The sequence below is a fragment of the Flammeovirga sp. OC4 genome, from assembly GCF_000812565.1.
In the GTDB taxonomy this organism is placed as follows: Bacteria; Bacteroidota; Bacteroidia; order Cytophagales; family Flammeovirgaceae; genus Flammeovirga.
The window spans coordinates 1-22,692 of record NZ_JTAM01000062.1; the positions used below are offsets into that span (position 1 = coordinate 1).

A 22,692-nucleotide genomic window follows, 5' to 3' on the forward strand; every position below is an offset into this window, starting at 1 on the left:
TTCATAAACTAGTTATGAGACAGCCTCTTTCCTCTTATCCTTCAGAAATTTGTCCTTATTTTTCAAAATCAGTTAAAACTGAAATGGAATAAAAGCTATATCATTCATCAATAACTTAAGTGATAGGGATAATTGTATCCCATAGATGACCAGAAATCTTCTAACACTAAAACAATCCGTTTCCGTTTGTATTATAATGAAGGTTTGATGGCTACTTTGAAAGGGTAGACAGGTAGCCTTTCACTATTATAGAGGTCTATTGCTGCATAATTTTCATAAGAATAATATAAAGTAGCAGCCTTTAATGGTAACTCCACTTTATTCTTACCTATAATTTTAGCTTCTACTGCCTCGTATGTTCCTGGAGTTATTTCATACATAAAACCTTTAACAGAAGAAGTTGCTGTTGTTGAAACTAACCTCTTTGCTACGTTTGAAAACTCTAAGACTACTTTATCTCCATTCACTTTATAGCTCTTATAGGTTGGCCCTTGAGCAATCACTTTTTTACCATAGGTATCTCTCAATGCTAATAAAGATAATCTTCGTCCAACTTCTTGTTTATTTTTAGGGTGAATTTCATTTGGTTCACCAAGATCGTAGGCTGTAGCCATACCTGTATTTTCATATTTAAGACATTTTGCTTGCGCTAATCGGAACGTTGCCCATGAAGGATATTTCATTTCAGAACCTTTTGTTCCTGCAAATCCTGCTAACTGTACATAATAAAAAGGCATTTCTTCATTTTCGAAATGATCTCTCATCATTTCAATATACTCTCCGAACCATATCACATACGGGTCAGGCTCTCCCTCGTTGGTTTCACCTTGATACCAGATTGTTCCTCTCACTGAAAATGGTATAATAGGATGGTACATATCATTGTAACAGAAAGAACCTAAATACTGCTCTGGATAATGAGGAGGTCTTTTGGAAGTATCTTTTCTCCATTCATCCATTTGTCTTTCATAGGCTGCAAGAAAATTCTTATTTCTTTTTTTAATGCCTTGAATCGACTTTGAATTTTTCACAGTTTCAGCATCCATAAATGTACTTATACTTGCTCCACCATAGGAAATATCAATAAGTCCGATGGCCACCCCTTTTAATTTCTCCTGTAGTTCTCTACCAAAATAATATCCTACCGCTGTTTTTTGAGCTACACTCTTAGGAGTACAAACTTCCCATTTTGTTTTTTGAGTGAAATGCTCTTGAGGGAATTCAGAACCGGATAATGGAACAGTAAAAAAACGTATGTTTGAATGATTGGCAGCTGCGATTTCTTCTTTTGGATTCTTAGCATCACGGACAAACCAACGCATATTCGACTGACCAGCACAAAACCATACTTCACCCACCATCACATTGGTGAAACTACGTTTTTCTTTTCCATTCACTTCCAATGTATGAGGCCCTCCATATTTCATTTTTGGCAAAATAGCCTTCCATTTTCCCTCTTGATCTGATTTTACTGATGTACTTTTATTTCCTAGAGAAACTTTGATTGGTGTATTTGGTTCTGCTTTACCCCAAACTTTTATTTCTTTATCAGCTTGAATGACCATGTCATTTGTAAAAATATCAGCTAATTTTAGGGTTTGAGCAACAACGCTCAGTGAAACAAGAGAAGCTAGTACAAAGAGACTACTTGCTTTGTAAAAATTCGATTTCATAAAATTTATAATAAAAAGATGGTTGTTTCCCTTAATACGCTGTAAACTAAATTATCGTCAACTTTCAATTGACCTTTATACAAGCATTGATAGAATCTACTTTCAAACTTCCTTCTTCTTCATTTTTGACTTGAAACAAAAACGAAGCAAAAAGTTCAAGGCTTAGAAGTCAAAAGCTAAATTCCATTTCACTCGCCTAAATGATTTTAAACTCGCTAAAGCTCAAACAGCAAAATCATTTTTAACGGCTCATTTCATGAAATTCTTCACGCTTTTCCCTTCAAGGCCGAGGGAGATACTACTAAATGATTGTCTGATTACATTTCAAAAGACAAAGGTTTTATAATAATCTTCTAAAATGCGGTTCTGTATGGTCGTTGCATTGCAACGTCCTCGCGAACCACAATACACTACCATTAATCCTTCATAAAAGAAGCTATATTAATCGACCTTTATACAAGCATTGATAGGATCTATTTTGGCTTGGTACTTCATCAGTATAACCACACGTTAAGGGATAGAATTTGATCAAAATAAAAGAGGCTACAAATGTGTTTACAGACTCCTTCAATATACATTTTATCAATAATAACTATTGATTATTTAGCTCCACCTGACAATAAGAAGTATGCGCCAGCCCAGCTTGCATGATCTCCACCTTTATTTCCGTCAGTATCCTCAACAAGAAGAGTCATTTGTTTCTTTCCTTTTACATCCAATACTAACTGCTCAACTTTTTGGTCTGATCTATTACCAATAAGTCCGCTATTGTAAACTTCTTTACCATCAATTAGGATTTTCATTGTAACTTTTCCTCCATTAGAATCATTACCACCTGGAGTTACCACAAATGATTTATAGTTTGATTTGATAGGGAAAACCAACTTAGACGGTGCATGAACACCAATACCATGATTGAATTTTTTACCAGCAATACTAATTACACTACCATCAACACCTTTATCATTAAGCACTCTCCAATGTGAGTCTACCATTGATGCCTTCTCAATCGTCATGTATTCTTTTTCACCTGGTAACTCATCATCCAATAGTGTTTTGGCAAATATTTTTGCGTAATCAGGATCTTTTACTTTATTTTCTTTATCTCCTTCAACAAAAAATGCATTTGCCCAGTCAGCGTGGTCTCCACCTTCGTTTCCTAAAGCATCTACAAATAACTCAAGACTTGTTGCTCCTTTTACATCAATAGCAACCATTTTTGGAGTATATCCTCTTGACTTACTATGAATTTTACCTGTAGCAAACACCTCTTTACCATCTACAAGAATTTTCATGTCGATCTTACCAACATGGGCAGCATCCGGCCCTGGTACAACATAAAACATATCCGCTTTTGGAGGTACTTTGTAAACTAGTTGAGAAGGAGCATGTACCCCTAAACCTCTATCATACTGTACACCATTCATTGTCATCTTTTCACCAGATACTGCTTTATCTTGGTTAATTCTCCAGTAAGAAGTACTCTTAATTGTACTTTCGTCTTTATGAAGATAAACTTTTTTACCTTCCATTACTTGTACTACTTCTTCTGCTACTGGTTCTTGAGCATAAGTATTTAAACTAAATGCAACGCTTGCTGCTGCTAATAATATTTTCTTTTGAATTTTCATTTCACTTGTCATTAAATATAAGTAACCAAAATCAGAATTAGTTTACTGTCTATTATGTCTGATTTTTTAAAAGAACTTTTCTCTAGAGTTGTTGAACAAAATTATGCATTAGGTCACATTTCAATTGAAAATAATCTTTCATTATTTATAATATATTTGACATTTAACGCCTATATAGCACATTTTAAGCATCATTTGTACTATTTTGTATCATTATGTCTGCTTTTTTCTTTCTTCATCTTTATAACAGAAAAAACCGCAGATGTAACAATACAACTACGGTTTCTCATAAAATCTCAAAAACAAAAAGGATGAAGTTTTACAATTTTCATTGCAAAACTCCATCCCTATTTACTTACAAACCTCTCTTTAAATTAAGGTCTTGGGTAATATCTCTTCAATCGAAGGTTATCAATGTATACTGTCGTTGGTTCACTACCAGTATTCACTATTTTCATAATCAAGTTATATTCACTGATTACGTTTTTCACATCAATTACATTCGAGAATGTTAACCACTTTCCTTCTTCTGCATTAGCATAACCGTGAGCTACTTCTTGCCAGTCAGAACCTTTGTTACTTAAGTGGAAACGGATGTTCGTATCGAACGTAGCACCTGGGTGTCTATCTCCACCATTGTTAACAATAAAGATATCGAATTCTAATCTTAATTTGTTGTTTTCATTTTCGGTGAAATCAAACTTATGCAATGCTCCATTTAAGTAAGTCTGGATTGCTGATGGCTTCACTGGACGATCTGCTGTACCTGCAGGAATAGTAACCTTCAAACTATGACTTCCTTCTGAAACTTCTTCTGTAGATTGCTCTAAGAGATCTGGAACAACATTTCCTAACCATGCAGGATCAGCACCTCTGTAAACCATTGCACTGTTTTCATAGCTATAGTCGTAACCTGATGATTTTAATACATCTTCTTCAGAACCAACTAATACTTCATCAGTGAACTTATCAGCAATGGCTGCATCTTGTGATTCTAATGAATTTCCGGTGTAAGTGACAGTCACTTCATCATTACTGTATACTAACTCATCACCGATTTCAAGAACAAGGAAACTTGCATTGTCAGGGCTTACATAAGCAGCTGTAACTTCAGGAGTCAATACTTCATCTTTCGCTGTAGTAAGTGTTACGCTATAATCTGAAGCTTTTGGAGAATTTGCATTTAAGCCTCTTGAGTACACTAAGTTAATTTTCTTGCTTGCATCTGTAGTTACTCGCTCTAAAAGTAATGGCTCATCTGAACGTACACATTTCACGAAATCTACAACTACCAATGTATCTGAACTCATTGGTCTTTGTCTCACAAATACAGGAGCAAAGCTATATACTTTATCCAATGTTACATATTTCACATCAAATGTATTCGCATTTGCATCTTCAGCTACTAATTCTGCACCGTGTAACTCTCCTTGAATCAATGTAGGATTACCTGTTGCATCATAAGTGAATCGTAAAATACTACCGAAAGGAATCTCTGTTGGAGTTGTTGGTTCCATTGAAATTTCATCACCCAAAGTACCATCAGATAATAATAAATTTGCTTTGATGCTATTGAGTTTCACTGCAGGCATTACAGTTACTACAATCGTTGTATCAATTTGATTTGTCTCTCTAGGAACGGTTTCAGAACCTACAAAAGCATTTTCTTGGAATACTTGACTTAAAGTCACTTCCCAAGTTCCTTCCTTATGGAAAGTACCTCTCACTTGAGCGTCTTGAGGGTTACCTTCCACTGTTACATTTGAATCTGGGAAAATCCATTGTCTACTTTCAATACCTTGAGACACATCTGCAAAATCAATGTGCTGATTAATATTGATGACATTATCATTACCCACTTGCGATACTCTCACCACGCTATGGCTTGGTGTCGTTATTGTTGGATTGTTCATTTCTTCACCACAAGCCCCCAATAAAAGGGCTAGTGATGAGATAATGAATAACTTTATATATTTCATATTTATCATGATTGATCTCTATTAAATTGCTTCGTTAGCTTGAACTTCAGCTGCTGGAATTGGGAAGTAATCGTGTTGGTCTGGACTATAGAAACTCCAGTTGTTTACAAAGTCAGGACGAATACGACCTTCGATATAAAGTGGAGGAAGAATAGGCACTACCTCATTTTCATCTTGTAATTTTTCGAAGTTTTCGATTCTTAAAACCTCATCATTATGATGACTTGTGAAAACATCTTTTATAACACCCCATCTTACTAAATCTCTCCATCTTGTATTTTCAAACGCTAACTCTGTTGGACGCTCTACCATACGAAGGTGAGTTCTGATGTTTTCAACTGATGCAGGTACAATTGGACGTTCACCATACAAATCCTGAGAGATGTGTAACTGAGGAATACCACCATCATTGTTGATATAATCTTGAATTGTTACAACTCCTGCACGAGATCTTACTTTGTCAATGTACTCAATCGCTGTATTCAAATCGCTTGATGCTTCTAATACTGCCTCTGCATACATTAAGTAAACATCTGACAATCTCATGTGCTTGTAGTTGATAGAAGATCTGTTTTCGATATTCTCTGTATCCATGTGGTACCAGTTTGCATACTTTTTTACGTATGACGACTCACCGTTACCCCATCTTCTACCTACTTCAGCTTTTAAGTCTGCTGCTGTTTTGTTGTAATATAATCCCTCAGCATCACGACCTGCCAATGTTGCATTGTATCTTGATGAATGAGCATTTGAACCCGCTACTGAATCAGCAACTAATAATTCATGAGCCCAATAAGTAGGCATCATACCTTGCCATCCACCTAGTGAATAAGGACCATACCAACGTGCTAACTTTGTAGACTCACCACCTGATACGTTACCGCCATCATCAACAATACTTGCATCTTGAGCACCAGAGTTGATCGAACCATCAAAAGGTACTTCCATTATAGACTCTGAATTGTAAATCACATCATGTCTAAAGTTTTCTGCATAGTTAGAAGACAACTGGTAAAGTCCTGAGTCAATTACTTTTTTGAATTCAACAGCCGCATTTGACCACTCTTTGTTGTATAAGTATACTTTTCCAAGTAGTGTAGTTGCCATACCCCAAGTTGCTCTACCCAAGTCAGACTCTGGTCTTGTCAATGGAAGACGCTCGATAGCATATTCCAAATCAGGAATAATGACTTGACCTGTTACCTCTACGATCGTTGAGAAAGGTATGTTGTGATCTGTAATTTTAGAAGAAGTTTTAATGACACCTCCACCAAAAGTATGTGCTACTTCGAAGTAGAAAAATGCTCTTAAGAAACGTGCTTGAGATAAAATCTCTTCTTTTCTTTCTTCAGAAATTTCCTCGATTGTTGGTACGTTATCAATCACCTGATTGGCTCTGAAAATACCATTGTAACATTCAGCCCATTTATTAAATACAGGTCTACTGTTATCAGGAATTACTAATTCAGTATAAGGGAAGTGTCTTACCCAGTCATTTGTTCCTCCTAAATCACTTCTAATCATTTCGTAAGTCAAGTGACCTCCACTTACAGATTGAAATTGTAATGCTGCATAAACTGTTGTTAAAGCGGCTTCAGCATCTGCTTCTGTTTTCCAGAATGTTGGTTCTGTAATAGCGTTAGGGTTTTTTCTGGTAAGAAAGTCATCATGATTACACGATGTCATAAAAAACAACCCTGCTAATAATTTTACGATTAATATCTTCTTTAAAGCATTCATTGTAATACTTTTTAAAATTAAAAACTAATTTGAGCACCAAGTAAGAACTGTCTTGATACAGGGTAGTTACCTCTATCTACACCTCTCATTAAAATGTTCTCACCACCTACTTCAGGATCATAACCTCTGTATTTTGTAAAAGTGAACGGGTTCACTGCTGATACATATACTCTTGCTTTTGAGATCCCTGATTCTTGTCCAATTACTCTGCTTAGATCATAACCTAAAGTGATTGTTCTAATTCTGAAGTAAGTACCATCTTCTAACCAAAGGTCAGATTGAGATCTCACGTTTTCGCTTTGTGAATAAGTCACTAAAGGAACATCAGATGTAGGATTTTGTGGGCTCCACATTCCAACTAAATCAGTGTGTCTACTTTGAGCGTATGCAAAAAGTCTTGATCCATTGTAAATCTTAGCACCGTGTGAGTAATAACCTTGGATGAAGAAATCAAATCCTTTGTAACCTAATGAAGCGATAATTCCTGATTCAAAATCTGGCATACCTGATCCAGCATAAACTCTATCATTGTCAGTAATTTGACCATCTCCATCTTGATCTACATACCTTACATCTCCTAATCGAGCAGTTGGGTTGATTGTTTCTTGGTATTCCTTCAACTCCTCATCTGTTCTGATGATACCGTCTGTTTGTACTAAGAAGAATGATGCAGCCTCATGACCTACCGCCATAAACGTAGTGTGGTCCATAGAACCCATAGTTAATGATGGACGACCACCTGCATAACCTCTCTCGATTCCGTTTAAGTTAGTTACTTCATTCACGTTTTTCGTAAATGTCAATCCGATATTATAATTTAAACCATATTCTGTTTGGTTCTTATAATTTAGAGCTAACTCAAGACCTGTGTTGGTCATATCACCCGCATTCAAAGTGAACGTTCTGTAGATTTCTACTTCATTGTTCTCTCTTGTTACGTTAGCACCTGCTGATAATGGTAATTGCTGACCAAGAATCATATTTTGCTTTTGGTTTCTGTAAACATCCGCCGTAAACTGAATACGATCATTCCACATTGTTACATCAATACCAATGTTTTGTGCAATGGCAGTTTCCCACGAGATGTCAGGGTTAGCAAATCTTCTTTGTGCTAAACCTGGAGTTAACTCTTGATTATAACCATATAAGTAGTTTATACCTTGCTCAATCACTGGAGAAGCAATGTAAGGGTTAGCTCCTACTCTATTGTTACCCAACTCAGCATATGACGCTCTTAGTTTTAATCCGCTGATAAAATCAACGTTCCAGAAACTTTCTTGGTCTACGTTCCAACCTAATGAAACACCTGGGAAGACATCAAATCTATTGTCAACTCTGAACTGCGAAGTACCGTCTCTTCTTAGTGATACTGAAAGTAAGTATCTACTATCATAGCTATATTGCAATCTACCCATCATACCAACTAATGCAGTTTCCTGAATTTGACCTACTGGATTTGAGATAGAAACCGCTGCGTTTGGCACTCTGATTTCATTATTACCATTTTCAGCAAATGACATTAAAAGACCTGTAGTTCTGTTGGTGTACTGCTCTAATGAGTAAGTACCAGTGAAGTTTAAATTATGCTTACCGAACGACTTATTATAAGTCAAAATATTTTCTAAAGTATATCTTTCATTCCATGTATAGTCTTCGTTTGATCTTGCTTGTGGTCTTGAAGCTGCAGGTACATAATTACCGCCTGCATCAATAATAGTATATTTTGGTTGGAAACGATCTCTAGTTGAGTTTAAGAAGTTACTACCTGCTCTTACTTGGTAAGTTAAACCTTTTAAGATTTCGTAAGAAGCACTTAATGCAATATTAAATCTCTTCGTGTTTGTCTCATCCGTATTGGACATGATTCCTGATAAATAACTGTAAGTAATTTCGTTTTGATCTGGAATCTGAACAATATCACCGTTTGTTGGTAATTCCTCTAAAGGAGTACTCCATGGTCTTTGTGTAATTGCTCTTTCATAAATTGCCCAAGGCTCACTGCTTGTGTTTTCGTTTTGGAAACCAACTGAAGCAAACATCTTGAACTTTTTCTTATTCATTGAACCTGTTAAACGAGTTGCTAAACGATCATAGCCAGAGTTGATAATAATACCTTCTTGGTTGAAGTAGTTAACGTTGGCGTTGATTTGTAAATCACCTTTACCTGAAGCTACGTTTAATTCATAATTTTGAATCGCTGCGTTATCATTTTGAATTGCTCCAATAAAGTCTGAATTATTTTCTAAAGCTCTTGGGTTTTCTGATAATACTGAAGAAGGAATACCTGTCGCATCCGCTCTTAACTGATCATAGTAAAACTGTTGGTGTGTATCCATCAATGGAGTACCTGACGTAATGTTTTGAATACCACCCCATGCCGTGAAATCTACTCTTACTTTTCCTGGATCACCTGTTTTTGTAGTGATCAAAATTACACCGTTTGATGCTCTTACACCGTAGATCGCTGCTGATGCACCATCTTTCAAGATATCAACCGACTTGATTTGCGAAGGAGCAATATTAGGGTTGCTTTGGTAAGGAATACCATCCACTACATATAATGGTTCTGTTGAACCTGTAATTGAACCTACACCTCTAATTTGGATGTTTGCCGCAGCACCTGGAGCACCACTTGATGCCTGAACGTTAACACCAGCTACTTGACCTTGTAATGCTGTTCCTAAATCTGGAGTTGGCATTTTCTCAAGTGCTTCAGAGCCCACGTTATTTACAGCACCCGTAACTTCCTTTTTCTTTTGAGTACCATAACCCACTACTACTACCTCATCTAGTAATTCTAGATCTTCCTTTAAGCTGATATCGAAATTAGTAGTTGTTCCTACTTCGTGCTCTTGGGGTACATAACCGATATAGTTAAATACAAGAACATCTTCTTTAAGAACATTGATACTAAAGTTACCATCAAAATCGGTTACAGTACCTTTTGTTGTACCTTTCACCAATACGTTTACACCAGGTAGAGGCTGACCGTTATCTGTCACTTTACCTGAAACAACAACTTCTTGTGCAAGAGAAATAGTTGTATAAAAAATCATTAAGAAGAAGGTTATAAACCCTGCTTTTGGTATCACTTTCCGATTCATACTAAGTTTACTTAAGAATAACATAACTTTATGATTAATGAACAGATGTTGAAAGAGTGAGCTGAACCACGCTTTCTCTGAAAAAAATTAATGTAGACGAACGTTGCTATCTTACATTACAATATTACTTAAGACTAGAGAGAGCTTATGTGTAATAATTACCCTTTACTTACACTTTTTTAACATCTTAAGGATTGAGGGTAAAAAGGAGTTAGTTTTGGTTAGAATTCGATAGTTTTTAGGGTAAAAAAGTACCTCTCTGGGGTAATTTCCAGGTTTAAAACGCTAAAAAATGTTATCTATAAACCTTATTTACCCAACATTTTCATCTTAGTTATTCCTATTTTGAGTACTAAATACATTGTAAACTAAATTACCTTTAACCTCTACTCAATCTTTCTACAAGCATTTATCGGGGCAACTTTTAAGCTTCCTTCTTCGTCATATCTGTCTTAAACACAAAAACGAAGCATAAAAATCAAGGCTTTGAAGGCAAAACTAAGTCACTTTAGTACAATAAAAAACTCCTAAGTAAAAGTTACTTAGGAGTTAGTCACAATGAAATGAAATGAAATTTTACATCAAAATCTATCATAGGTACATCGAAAGCCTATGTCTACAATTATGACTTTCAATGAATTGATCGCTTTTAACTAAGGGTTGATTACACTATTTATATATATTAAACTACTTAAAATCATTATCCATGTATTCACCATGAATACTAAATCCTAATCTATACGTCTTTTTGTCCATTCTAAATTGAGGTTGAGTCACTGATAATGTACCACCCAAACCTGCCTGCTCAGCAAGAATATTGACCGTGAAGTAATCATCTTCTACCAATTCATACTGATGTTTGGCTTTTTTGATTTTGCTGGAAGAATAAGGCCATATCGAAAAATCGAATGTACTATCAGCTTCCAACATCCACTGTCCTTCTTTACCACTTACTTTAAACCATCTAGTATCGGTTCTATTTCCCGTCTCCTGAGGTTTGATATAAGGATAATAGAGGTCTTTGGTGTCCATCGTATAAACATCCATCAAACTGCTTCTCTTTCTATCTGCATACGATTCAAAAGGACCATTTCCATAATATTCTACCTCATTATATGACTTCGGAATACCAAATTGGACACCAAATGCAATAAGATTTGGCACGTCACATAACCTCGTAACTTCTGCGTCAACATCAATTTTTTGACCTGTAATGGTATAAGTCACCACCACCTCAACGCTATCTTTTAAAACTTTCTCTACTTCTATTTTAAAAGTCTTACCATTCAATTTCTTTGATTTGACCTTCACGTCAGTCCATCGATGCTCAATGTTTTTCCAAAAGTTGGTAGACTTTCCGATAGGACGTGCACTAATACCTCTCACATCATTATCAACAGAAGGTCTCCAGAAATTGAGTTGTAATGGCTTACTCAACAGGTCTTTTCCATTATAAGTAAATGTTTTAAGATCACCAGTTGTCGCATCAATAGTGATACTACTTTGACCACCTTGAAGCAAGTATTCTGAAGTTGTTTTTGTCAGTTCCATCTTCTCTGACTTTGACTGATTTACAACGGCCTTCGATCCTGCTTTTAAAAGTAATTGTTCATACGCTACAACACTTCCTTTCTTACACCACAATTGGTCCTTTGCTTCTTTCATCTCTACCGTAATCCAATAATCTTTATGATTATTCCACTCTACATTTTCCATTGATAATGATAGTTGAGTGTGTGACAACGGATCACAATTGACCACTGGAAGTTGTCCGCGTTGTATCACTTTTCCTTCCTCTTGGATTGTATATTCAAATGTGTAGTTGGAAAGGTTTGTAAATGAAAATCTATTGTTGATATCCAATACTTTTTGGTCTTTGTCAGACCAAGAAATGGCTACAGGTTGGAATACATATTTTGCTTCATAAGCATGAGGATTAGGAGATAAATCAGGAGCAAATACACCATTGATACAAAAGTTTTGATCATTTGGTAAATCACCAAAATCACCTCCGTAAGCATAAAATTGTTCTCCTTTATTATTCTTATGGACCAAACCTTGATCTCTGAAATCCCAAATAAAACCACCCATCACGTTTGGTGTTGCTCTGATGTAATCCCAGTATTCTCCTAGTCCACCCATCGAATTTCCCATTGCATGCATATATTCACACAAAACGATAGGACGAGTGATATTATCATTCTTCGAAAGATGTACCACCTGAGCAAAATTAGGATACATTCTACTGACTACATCCACATAAAACGCATCATCAGGGTTGGCCATTGATTCCCAATTTTGAGAAGTATACCCTACGTTATCACCTTCTTTATAATCTGGGTGACTTGGGTTGCCCTGCGCTCCTTCATAATGAACAAAGCGTGTTGGATCAAAATCTTTTACCCAAGATGCTGCGGCTGCAAAAGCTGGCCCTGTACCGGATTCGTTACCCAATGACCATGAGATCACACAAGGTTGATTCTTATCTCTTTCCACCATTCTTGTCACTCTACTCATCATAGCAGCAACCCAAGAGGGCTGATTTGGAATATAACTTCCCAAATGATGACACTCAATGTTGGCTTCATCCATCACATACAAGCCATACTTATTACATAACTCTAAGAAGTAAGGGTCGTTTGGATAGTGAGAAGTACGAACCGCATTGAAGTTATATTGTTTCAACAATTGAATCTCTTCTTCCATATCTGCTCTACTGATCGCCTTGCCTTTGGTCGGATGATGATCGTGTCTGTTAACTCCCATGATTTTAATTGGAGTACCATTCACTAATAAAGCATTGTTTTCATCAAATTCAATCGTTCTGAAACCCAAAGTATGGGCTCTAGCTTCTACTACATTTCCTTTTTGATCTTCAATCCACAACACCAATTGATACAGGTGGGGCGTTTCTGCTGACCAAAGTTTAGGGTTTTCAAAAGCAGCTTCCAATAAACCAAACTTAGGCATATCTCTAGGAGGCCACCTCTGTTCGTATACTTTTTGAAGTGAAACCTGCATTTCTTTCTCAAGAACAGCTTTGTTTTCATCATCATAAAGCATCCCTTTTAGCTTTAGTTGAGGTAATTTTTTTACATCACCTTCCATCCATAAGCTAGGTCTAATTCGTAGTTTTACCTTTGAACGATCATCATTGAAATCTGTTTTTACATAGAAATCATTAAGGGCAATCTTTGGTTGAGCAATCAACATCACATCTCTATGAATACCACTCAATCGCCACATGTCTTGATCTTCCAAATAACTTCCGTCACTATAACGGAAAACTTGAACAGCTAACTTATTTTTTCCGGCTTGAACATAATCAGTCACGTCAAACTCAGCCGCTAAACAGCTTCCTTGACTGTAACCGACTTTCTCACCGTTTACCCAGAGGTAAAAGGCTGATGTTACTCCACCAAAGTGAAGAATAATGGATTGATCTTCCTTCCATGAAGAAGGAATTTCAAACTCTTTGAGGTAAGAACCAACGGGGTTGTCTCTATATATTTTGGGAGGAAGCGGAGGTTGAGGACCTTTCCAATTGTATACCAAAGTTGTATCCAAAATATTTGGTGTAAATGGATACGTGATATTCGTATAAATAGGTTGACCATAACCTAGCATTTCCCAGTTAGAGGGCACTTGTATTTGATCCCATTGAGAAGCATCAAAATCAGTTTTCATAAAATCTTGTGAACGCAGCTCCTCTTTTGGAACAAACTCGAATTGCCACTTTCCATTTAATGAAATAAATCTTGACTGCTCTCTATCTCCTTCCAATGCTTTTTCAACAGATGGATAAGAGTAAGAGGCTACTCTTGGACCTAATTTATTGATTTCAAATACATGTTCATTTTCCCAGTCTTTTTGTGCAAAAGAAGACAGTGTTGAAAATAAAAGTATTGAAATAAAAATGATTTTTTTATGCATTACGATAAGTCTCTTTAGAATTATATACCGTATTTAAGCGATATTTGATACCATCATTTCACAACTTCACTCGTGATTTGAGAATGGTGAGCTTTAGAGTTTTACAAAACGCTTAGTTGTAACAACATTATTGTGGCTAACTTTAATGATATACACACCATTCACCCACTCACTAATGTCAATGCTCTCTTGAGGTGCAATCTCTTTTTCCAACATTACATTTCCAGAAACGCTATGAATTGAGATATTTGTTGCACTCTGTAGACCTTTGATTTTGATCGACTCCAATGCAGGATTAGGGAAGATTTCGATCTTATTTCCTAATCCTTGATCAATTGAAGTCACCTCGTCCACTATTAGAATATTTTTAAGCGGTGTTAACTCAACCGTTTGATTTTCTTTTGATGAAGTAAAACGTGCATGAATTTCATAATAATGACCAGCCTCTAACTGTGCCGAATTAGAAACACCTTGCAGATTAAAAAATGCTGAAGCTTGTCCTGCCGCTTTACCATTAATTGAGGCTTGCGAAGTAGCTGCTACTTTTACAATTTCGCTTGATGCGTTCATTTCTACCAATTCCACATCCATATTTGATGTCGATTTGAATCCACTTCCTGCATCAAAGTAACAGTTAAAATTCAAGCCGTTATTCTTCCCAAACTCAACGTTTTCATATTCTTTTGCATAAGCTTGAATTTGAGAAGCTGCTTTCCAAACTCTAACATATTGACAAGCCATTTCTGTAGGGAAACCTACTGTAGTAGTAGAATCCGCTACGGGATAACGAACACCGTCAACATATTTCACAAATGGATTTCTTAAGCCCATAGACACTGTAATGTGCATCGGTAAATGCCAGTATAGATTTTCTTTACGTCCTCTCTCAATACCATCTATGTACCAAAAAATAGAATCTACTCTACTCAAAACTCCGTACGTGTGATAGTCATCTCTTGGATCAAAATCTGCATACCATTTATTTTGAGCAATTTCAGGTTTACCATGTGGTCTGATCTGAACCAACTCTCCATTTTCTCTTGCAACAGCATGCAAGTTCATATCAATTGCTTCTGGACCTTCCCACTCATTTTTATCAAAGTCCCATTCTTTTTGGGTCAATTCCACAACATCAATCTCACTATACTTTGCTTGTCCATCTTCTGTTGGATCAGGTTGATTGATACTGTACAACCAGAAAGCTGGACTAACGCCAGGAAAACGATCGGCTCCTTTAATCTTTGCTTCAAAATAACCATAAGTAATGGTTTGGTTATTTCTGATGATGCCTGATTTATAATATAATTCTTCATTCTGACCAAAGTGCGTATTGCGTCTATGTGTCTCCTGAATCATTCTGATTCTTAATTCATTATTCTCTACATAAGCTAGTGACGGTTCCCATGACCAAACGCCCCAATCATTAGGGTCATTCTCCCACTTGTCAGTATCTAATGATTCAAATTCATCGGAGTGTGTTTCTTCTTTCTCCCATACTAAATCTGGGTGAGAAACGGGTGTTTGTGCTAAAGCGTTGTTTGTAAATACAGCTGCTAAAAATAACAGCTGTATTAGTTTAGTTATTTTGTTCATTACCTAGTTTATATTTGTCCATTCTATCGTTATCATACTTTTCAAACTGTCTCTTCAGTTGCCATAACGGTCTCTCCAATGTCAATTCCCACTCGTACAATAGTTTAAAAAGTTCTTTTACCTTATCCGTTTCTTGGTAAGCCAAGTTATTCAACTCAGACTCATCCTTTTCTATATTATAAAGCTCAGCAGGACGATCAGAATAACGGATCAATTTCCAATCTCCACTTCTTACTGCAGCTCTAGTTTCTTTTTTCCAGAATAATGTTTCATGGGGTCTTCCCTTTTTATCACCTTTGATATAAGGCATCAAGTCCACACCATCTACATCTTTCAATTTTGACACATCTCCACCACCTGCAGCGTAGAAAGTAGGAAGTAAATCAAATGTACTTACTGGGAAATCAAATCTTGATTTCTTTGGGATCTGTCCTTTCCATGTCATTGTAAATGGTACTCGAATACCACCTTCTAAATGATTAGATTTTGTACCGGCTAATGGCAAGTTGATCGATCCATTTTTATCTGATGGACCACCATTGTCATTCGTAAATACAATCAATGTGTTGTCATCCAACCCTAACTCTTCTAATTTCTGCAATACATTTCCTGAAGCTCTATCCATTGCCCAAGTCATGGCCGCCAATTCTTTTCTTCTTCCTTCTAACTCAGGGAATAAAGCTAAATCTTCCTCTGTGGTTTCAATTGGTGTATGTACCGCATTGTAAGAAAGGAAAATAAAGAATGGCTCATCTTGATGCTTTTCAATAAACTTGATTGTTTCTTCTGCAAAAACATCCGTAGCATATTTATTGGGCTCTTCAAAATTGTTAAAGTTTCTCTCCATCCTCTTATCAGGGTGAGGAAATTTCTCATAAGCAAAATAGCTTCTATCTCCACCTCTAAACCCATAAAACTCATCAAAACCTCGTTTTGTAGGATGGAATTTATCTGCATCTCCTAAATGCCATTTACCATAAAAAGCAGTCGCATACCCTAGTTCTTTCATGTAGTCGCCCATCGTCATAATATCTGTAGGCAGTCCCATATCCACGTCCAAAAGCTTCGAAGATTCACTCATATAACCTGGTACATTGTTCTCTTCATAACCAAACTTTTGTTGGTATTGACCGGTGATCAATCCAGCTCTTGAAGGCCCACAAACAGAAGCAGTAACATAGCCTTGTGAAAACACTAAACCAGATTTGGCTAACTTATCCAATTGTGGTGTTTTGATCTCTTTACTACCCTGAAAACCAAAATCAGCATACCCTCCATCATCCGTAAAAAATAATATGATATTAGGTTTCTTAGCTTTGTTTTTTCCTTTTTGAGCGAAAAGTTGAAAACATGGAATTAAAAAAATCAGAAGGTATACTATCCCTTTCATAACTAATAGGTATTGCTTGTAAAAAATATTTTGTCTTAGAACTTAATGTAAAATTATATCATATAATCTTCGTTTCTTTCGTTATAATTAGCCAAAGGTTACTCAAAATTACCCTACTAAATAATCCTCTTAAATGGCCATTCTAAATTCTCTTGGTGTCTTACCAATGATCATTTTAAATTGTTTATTGAAATTGGTAATCGAATTAAAACCCACCTCATAACAAACGTCAGAAATCTGATAATTTTCTTGCACCAAAAGTCTGCTGGCATTTCTAATTCTCACCTCATTCAGGTATTGCTTGAATGATTTATTCGTCACCTTTTTAAAGAATCTACAGAAAGAATTCGACGTTAAACATGCTATATCAGCGATCTCTTGAAGATCGATGTCTTTTTCATAATTGTCTGAAATGTATTTTAACACTCTATCAATTCTATCAGAACTTGTATCGCCTTGTTGTCTCATATCTGAGGTCGATAGTTTTTTCATTTCGCTATCATTCGCCAAACGATTCAACAAGCTTAATAGAAATATAGATTGTTCTGCTGTCGATTGATCAAGACATTCCATTAATTCATCTTCTATCGACAAGCCTAAGTCATTAGAGAATGAAACTCCGAATTTTGATTTTTCTAAAAGGTCTTTGATTTTGGAGAAAATAGGTTTATCAAAAGTGCCTTGCCCCATAAAGTTTGTATCAAACTTCATCACTAAAATGCTTACATCATCTTGTCCTTCATCGTTGCGCCATAGGTGGGGCAAGTAGGGACCAACAATTACAAGATCTCCAGCAGAAAAAGAAGTCACGTCATCTCCTACAAATCGAAGACCGCTTCCTTTTTGAATAAAGATAAGTTCATACTGTTGATGATAGTGCCATAGTGTATCGTAACAAGGTGTTGTTTTTTGAGAAACTGTGATAGCCTTATTTTCTTTCGATTCAGTGTCTTTAAAAACCAATTTCATAATTCAGATAATTAAATTCTCAATCAAGAGAGCGTTAATAATTCATTTCATGTGTACCTACCGTAGTATTATAAGAGGTACAGTTAGTGTAAAAAATGTCAGATAGATCATTCAACTTTGTTATAGATTAATTCTCTATTGTTGACATCGTAAAATTCACACTTATTCCTTGAATTATGATTTGAAGGCGTATCAAATTTGTTGTTTTTAGTGTCATTTTGCGTCTCAAAACAGCCTTTTCGCTATCAAATACGCAGTTTTACATCCGTGACACTAAAAACGACATTGATTTTACAGGTTTTATAAAAAATGACTTGAAATGTACTTACAGGAACTCAGAGCAGGAATTATTCTCCAAAGAGATCATAATAGATACTTCAATATTTTATTCTATAAGAAATAAAACCTCCCTACTTAAAAGTCGGGAGGTTACTTTGACACTCATAACATTATCTGCAACTATCCACTGATAGTTCTGTAGGCTTGCTTTGTATTACTTGGACAGTTTATCATTCGTTTCACTGGCATATTTTCCTGGACTAACACCAAAGTGGTCTTTAAATAATTTACTAAAGTGAGTCCTGTTTTTGAATCCAGTCATTATCACTACATCATTGACCGTATTTTCTTTGATCAATAATAACTCTGCTGCTTTTTTTAATTTAAAAGTCCTGATAATATCATTAGGTGTTGAATTGGTAATACTCTTGATCTTTCTGAAGAATTGACTTCTACTCATTAGTAACTCCTTAGAAAACTCTTGAAGATCTATGTTCTCATTGGATAAGTTTTCGTTGAGTAAATTAGTAAAGTCTTCCAAGAACTTTTGATCGGAGTCGGAGAGTTCTTTTCTTTTTATTGGAAGGGGTACTTCCATTTGAAATCTATCTTGAAGTACTTTTCTGCTCTTTAGTATATTCTCAATGGTGGCTACAACCTGTTTGATCTCAAAAGGCTTGGTCAGGTACGCGTCTGCACCCACGTTCATTCCTTCTACTTTTTCATCGCTTGAAGATTTTGAGGTCAATAAAACAATGGGTAAGTGGCTCGTCTTTACGTTTCCTTTTACCATTTCACAAAGCTCTAAACCGTTCATAACGGGCATCAGAATATCACTTAATATAAGGTCAGGCCATTCTTTCTCCAATGCCTCCATGCATGCTTTTCCATGATCAAACGTTTTGACTTTATAATGTTGGGAAAGAATATTGGATACAAAGTTTCTCAAATCTACATTGTCTTCTACATAATAGATCAAACTATTTTTAGAATTACTTCCTTTGGTAAGGAACGAAATATCCACCATTTCATTTAGAGTTCTTTGACGTTGATCATGGGATTCTTCTTTGATGGATTCTTCCACTTTGATGTCGCTTAATTCTTCTTTGACAATCACATCAATCGGTAACTCAATCGTAAATTTCGTTCCTTTCCCCATTTCACTATCAACTTTAACTGCCCCACCATGCAAGTCGATAATCATTTTAGAAAGTTCCAAACCAATACCTGATCCCGCAGTGTATATATCTTTATTATCTGATTGATAGAATCTCTTAAATATATTTTTTTGATTTTCTTCCGAGATACCTCGTCCAGTATCTTCAACACTCAAAATCAATGTTTCTCCTTTACAATCATAGGCTATAGTAATCGTATCTTCTGCCTCCGTGAATTTAAAAGCATTATTAAGAAGGTTGTTGATGACAATTTCCAACTTACTTTCATCCGCATCTACCATTAATTGATGATCAGTACCAACGAGTTTCAACGTCTTTTTAGAATTTTCAGCCAGTTTATCAAAATCCTTTTTTACATCAGTAATAAGGTGTGTAAAATCAAAATGCTTCTTTTTCAGTTTCAACAAGTTTTGATCTGCTTTTCTAATTTCATGTACTTGATCCACTAGCTGTAACATTTTCTTCGACTGCCTTTGCACCAAATCAATATGCTCAAATGCATCCTGATTATTTTCAAACATGCTCTTCAATAAAGCTATAGGACCATTGATCAAAGTGAGCGGTGTTCTGAATTCATGAGAGATATTCATAAACAGCTTCAAACGTGCAGCATCTAGATCTTTCAATTTATTTTTTTCTAAATGCTCTAGTTTTAATTTATAGCTCAATGATTTAATTCGAATAATTACGATCATTACGATAATGATCCCAATCAAAAATAAACAGAGATAAATCACTTTCGCCCAAAGTGTTTTCCACCAAGCTTCAAGGATTTGTATTTTGATAGTCCGACTTTCTGACCATTCATTTTTGGAATTAGAAGCCTGTACCTCAAAAGTATATTCACCCGCAGGTAATAAATTATAAGAAGCAATTTTATTATTGGAGGTGATAGTATTCCAATTCTCTTCTTTAGGAAGTAACCTGTACCTCAAACCATAAGTATTCGCATTTTCATAATGCAAAGAAATCAACTCAAATGACAGTGAATTCTGATCATGGTCAAGTGTTATTTTAGAGGTTTCATTCAAAACTTTGGTCAACACTGCTCCCTCTTTCTCCTCCACTTCTATTTTCTTATTGTGAATCCTTAGCTCGCCGAATAATAATGCTGGGTCATCAATTTTGGTCGAAATCTGATTGGGATCAAAATAGCATAACCCATTATTGCCACCAAAGACCATCAAACCATTTTGTAATTTAGTAGACACCACCTCAAAAGATGCAGGAACGATACCATCACTGGTTGTATAATTGACGAAGGTTTTGGTAGTGGGATCAAACTGATTGATTCCTTTATTAGTAGCAATCCATAATCGATTGAACACATCAAACTCAAAAGTCATCACATCATTATCATCCAAACCATCTTTTTCTGTATATGTCTCAAAACAATAGGCATCTCCATCTTTCGATACCTTAGAAATACCACCTTCCAAAACACCAACCCAAAGTTCTTGATTGGGTAATCTTTTGATACATGTAATTATGGAGCCTTGTAATGGACATGAAGCCGACATCTTTACTTTTCTACAATCCTGAGCAGTGAGTGTATGATTATCATTCAATAAAACTTGATATAATCCATTTCCATTTGTTCCTATCCAAATGCAATCTTCCAGCTCATCATAATACATTACATTAATGCCCAAATTGGTATCATACTCCAAATTATCCAATTGATTGAGTTGATCTACTTTTTTAATTTCGCCTTTATTATCCAAACAAAACTTATAAAGTGCATTCAACCCTGCCAACCAAATATCTCCATGGCCATCTTCAATAATGGTCTGAGCCCCTTCAAATATAAAATCTGGATTATTTTTTATTTGAAGCTGTTCCCAATTTGCATTGATATTCTTCTTTCGGAATATTCCTTTCCTTCTACTTCCACCCCAAATACTATTATGACTATCCACTAATACTTTAGATATCAATTGATTATTAATCTTAGGATGTTTTATATTTTTAATAGATAAATCATTCAGGTCAAATAATTTATTGTCATTTGCATTGAGCGTCACATAAACTTTATTAGTAGCATAAGGTACAATATTGATGACTTGACTTGATTTATTTTCCTTATATTTTTCCTTCAAACCTGTATATTGAAAGAAAGGTTTATCCGTTTTGACTCGAAAAACACCTTGATTAAAACTTCCTAACCACCCTCCGTATTTACTCAATTTAATACTACTTAAACGAGTAAAATCATCCATAAAATTATAATAAATAATATTTTGATGAATGTTTTTATAATAGTTAGGTTCGGTAATAAGTGCTATAGTATTGTTATTTTTCAACAACCATAATTCTCCATTCAATCCTATTTCAACTTCAGAATAATATTCATCTTCAAGAATCGTTGTCACGTACTTTATCGTATTCGATTGCTTGTCATAATGGTAAATGTAAACATCTGTATAACTTAAGGCATAGATTGTTTTGTGACCATCAAAAGTAACATCTACACAGTAGTTGAAATGTTCGTAACTGTTATTTCTAAAAGTTTTTTTATCAATATCATAGGTCAGTAATCCTCTGTTGGAAGCAATTAATAGTTGGTTGTCTACAAAATTAGAGATATGAAAGGCTTTGAAGTTATTGCTGTATTGAGGTAACGTAAAAAGTTGATCGATCACCTTATAATTCTCTTTATCCATCACAATCAACCAACCATTTGAGGTATTACAAACGATATAATCACTCGTTTCCACTATATCTGTAATGGATGTAGCTTCTCTCCTCTTAATGACATTTTCGGTTAAAAATAATGAGTCAAACTTATCGAGATGTTCTCTATATATAGAAAGACCTTTTTCAGTTCCGACTAAAATATTGTTTTGATGGTCCTTATAGAGCGTAGTTATTCGATTACTTAAAAGAGCTGGCGTGTCTTGATAATAATAGCTTTTAAACTCATAACCATCATAAATATTTAATCCCTTGAACGTCCCTACCCAAAGCAAGCCATTTTTGTCCAATTCCAAAGAAGTCACACCAAAATGCGACAGTCCTTCTTTGTAAGTCAATTGCTTGGTGATATTGATTTCTACATTATTTGCCTGAGCAAAAAAGCTATTGATGAAACAAAATAAGAATATTAAATAGAATCTTCCTGAGGTATTAAAAAAGTAAAACTGATAGTTCATTCTATGATAAAAAAATGATGGTGTATTATTTCATTACGACAAGGTTATCTAAAGATAGGTAGTCTTGAATA

The 22,692-nt window shown here is 35.4% G+C and carries 10 protein-coding genes; all 10 read right to left on the reverse strand.

From position 1 onward, the window contains the following. Nucleotides 1-191 precede the first annotated feature (191 nt). The 10 genes from PL77_RS23180 to PL77_RS23230 all read right to left on the reverse strand — a co-directional run bounded on the left by PL77_RS23180 (nucleotide 192) and on the right by PL77_RS23230 (nucleotide 22,621). Nucleotides 192-1,673: a sialate O-acetylesterase gene (locus tag PL77_RS23180; RefSeq protein WP_044210817.1), complete on the reverse strand. Its 1,482-nt coding sequence runs from the start codon at nucleotides 1,671-1,673 to the stop codon at nucleotides 192-194. Between the two features lie 599 nt (nucleotides 1,674-2,272). After that, nucleotides 2,273-3,304 (reverse strand): NPCBM/NEW2 domain-containing protein, encoded by a 1,032-nt coding sequence (locus PL77_RS23185; RefSeq protein WP_172665937.1) that lies wholly within the window; start codon nucleotides 3,302-3,304, stop codon nucleotides 2,273-2,275. 374 nt (nucleotides 3,305-3,678) lie between these two features. Continuing rightward, the gene (locus tag PL77_RS23195; RefSeq protein WP_044210822.1) at nucleotides 3,679-5,283 is read right to left on the reverse strand and encodes a hypothetical protein; all 1,605 of its coding nucleotides are present in this window, start codon (nucleotides 5,281-5,283) and stop codon (nucleotides 3,679-3,681) included. Nucleotides 5,284-5,304: 21 nt separating this feature from the next. Further along, nucleotides 5,305-7,023 carry a RagB/SusD family nutrient uptake outer membrane protein gene (locus PL77_RS23200; protein ID WP_044210824.1) on the reverse strand — a complete coding sequence of 573 codons (1,719 nt, stop codon included), beginning with the start codon at nucleotides 7,021-7,023 and terminating at the stop codon, nucleotides 5,305-5,307. 17 nt (nucleotides 7,024-7,040) lie between these two features. Continuing rightward, nucleotides 7,041-10,079, reverse strand: coding sequence for a TonB-dependent receptor (locus PL77_RS23205; protein ID WP_253274015.1), 3,039 nt, complete (start codon nucleotides 10,077-10,079; stop codon nucleotides 7,041-7,043). Between the two features lie 735 nt (nucleotides 10,080-10,814). After that, nucleotides 10,815-14,060 carry a glycoside hydrolase family 2 TIM barrel-domain containing protein gene (locus PL77_RS23210; RefSeq protein WP_063769047.1) on the reverse strand — a complete coding sequence of 1,082 codons (3,246 nt, stop codon included), beginning with the start codon at nucleotides 14,058-14,060 and terminating at the stop codon, nucleotides 10,815-10,817. Between the two features lie 93 nt (nucleotides 14,061-14,153). Continuing rightward, entirely contained in the window at nucleotides 14,154-15,653 is a 1,500-nt protein-coding gene (locus PL77_RS30960) for a family 16 glycosylhydrolase (RefSeq protein WP_052444666.1), read from the reverse strand. Then, nucleotides 15,637-17,043, reverse strand: coding sequence for a sulfatase (locus PL77_RS23220; protein WP_044210828.1), 1,407 nt, complete (start codon nucleotides 17,041-17,043; stop codon nucleotides 15,637-15,639). The genes PL77_RS30960 and PL77_RS23220 overlap by 17 nt, the downstream gene beginning before the upstream one ends. Before the next feature lie 129 nt (nucleotides 17,044-17,172). Continuing rightward, nucleotides 17,173-18,012 carry an AraC family transcriptional regulator gene (locus tag PL77_RS23225; RefSeq protein ID WP_044210830.1) on the reverse strand — a complete coding sequence of 280 codons (840 nt, stop codon included), beginning with the start codon at nucleotides 18,010-18,012 and terminating at the stop codon, nucleotides 17,173-17,175. A 493-nt stretch (nucleotides 18,013-18,505) separates the two neighbouring features. Then, nucleotides 18,506-22,621 (reverse strand): ATP-binding protein, encoded by a 4,116-nt coding sequence (locus PL77_RS23230; protein WP_044210832.1) that lies wholly within the window; start codon nucleotides 22,619-22,621, stop codon nucleotides 18,506-18,508. Between the last annotated feature and the right edge of the window lie 71 nt (nucleotides 22,622-22,692).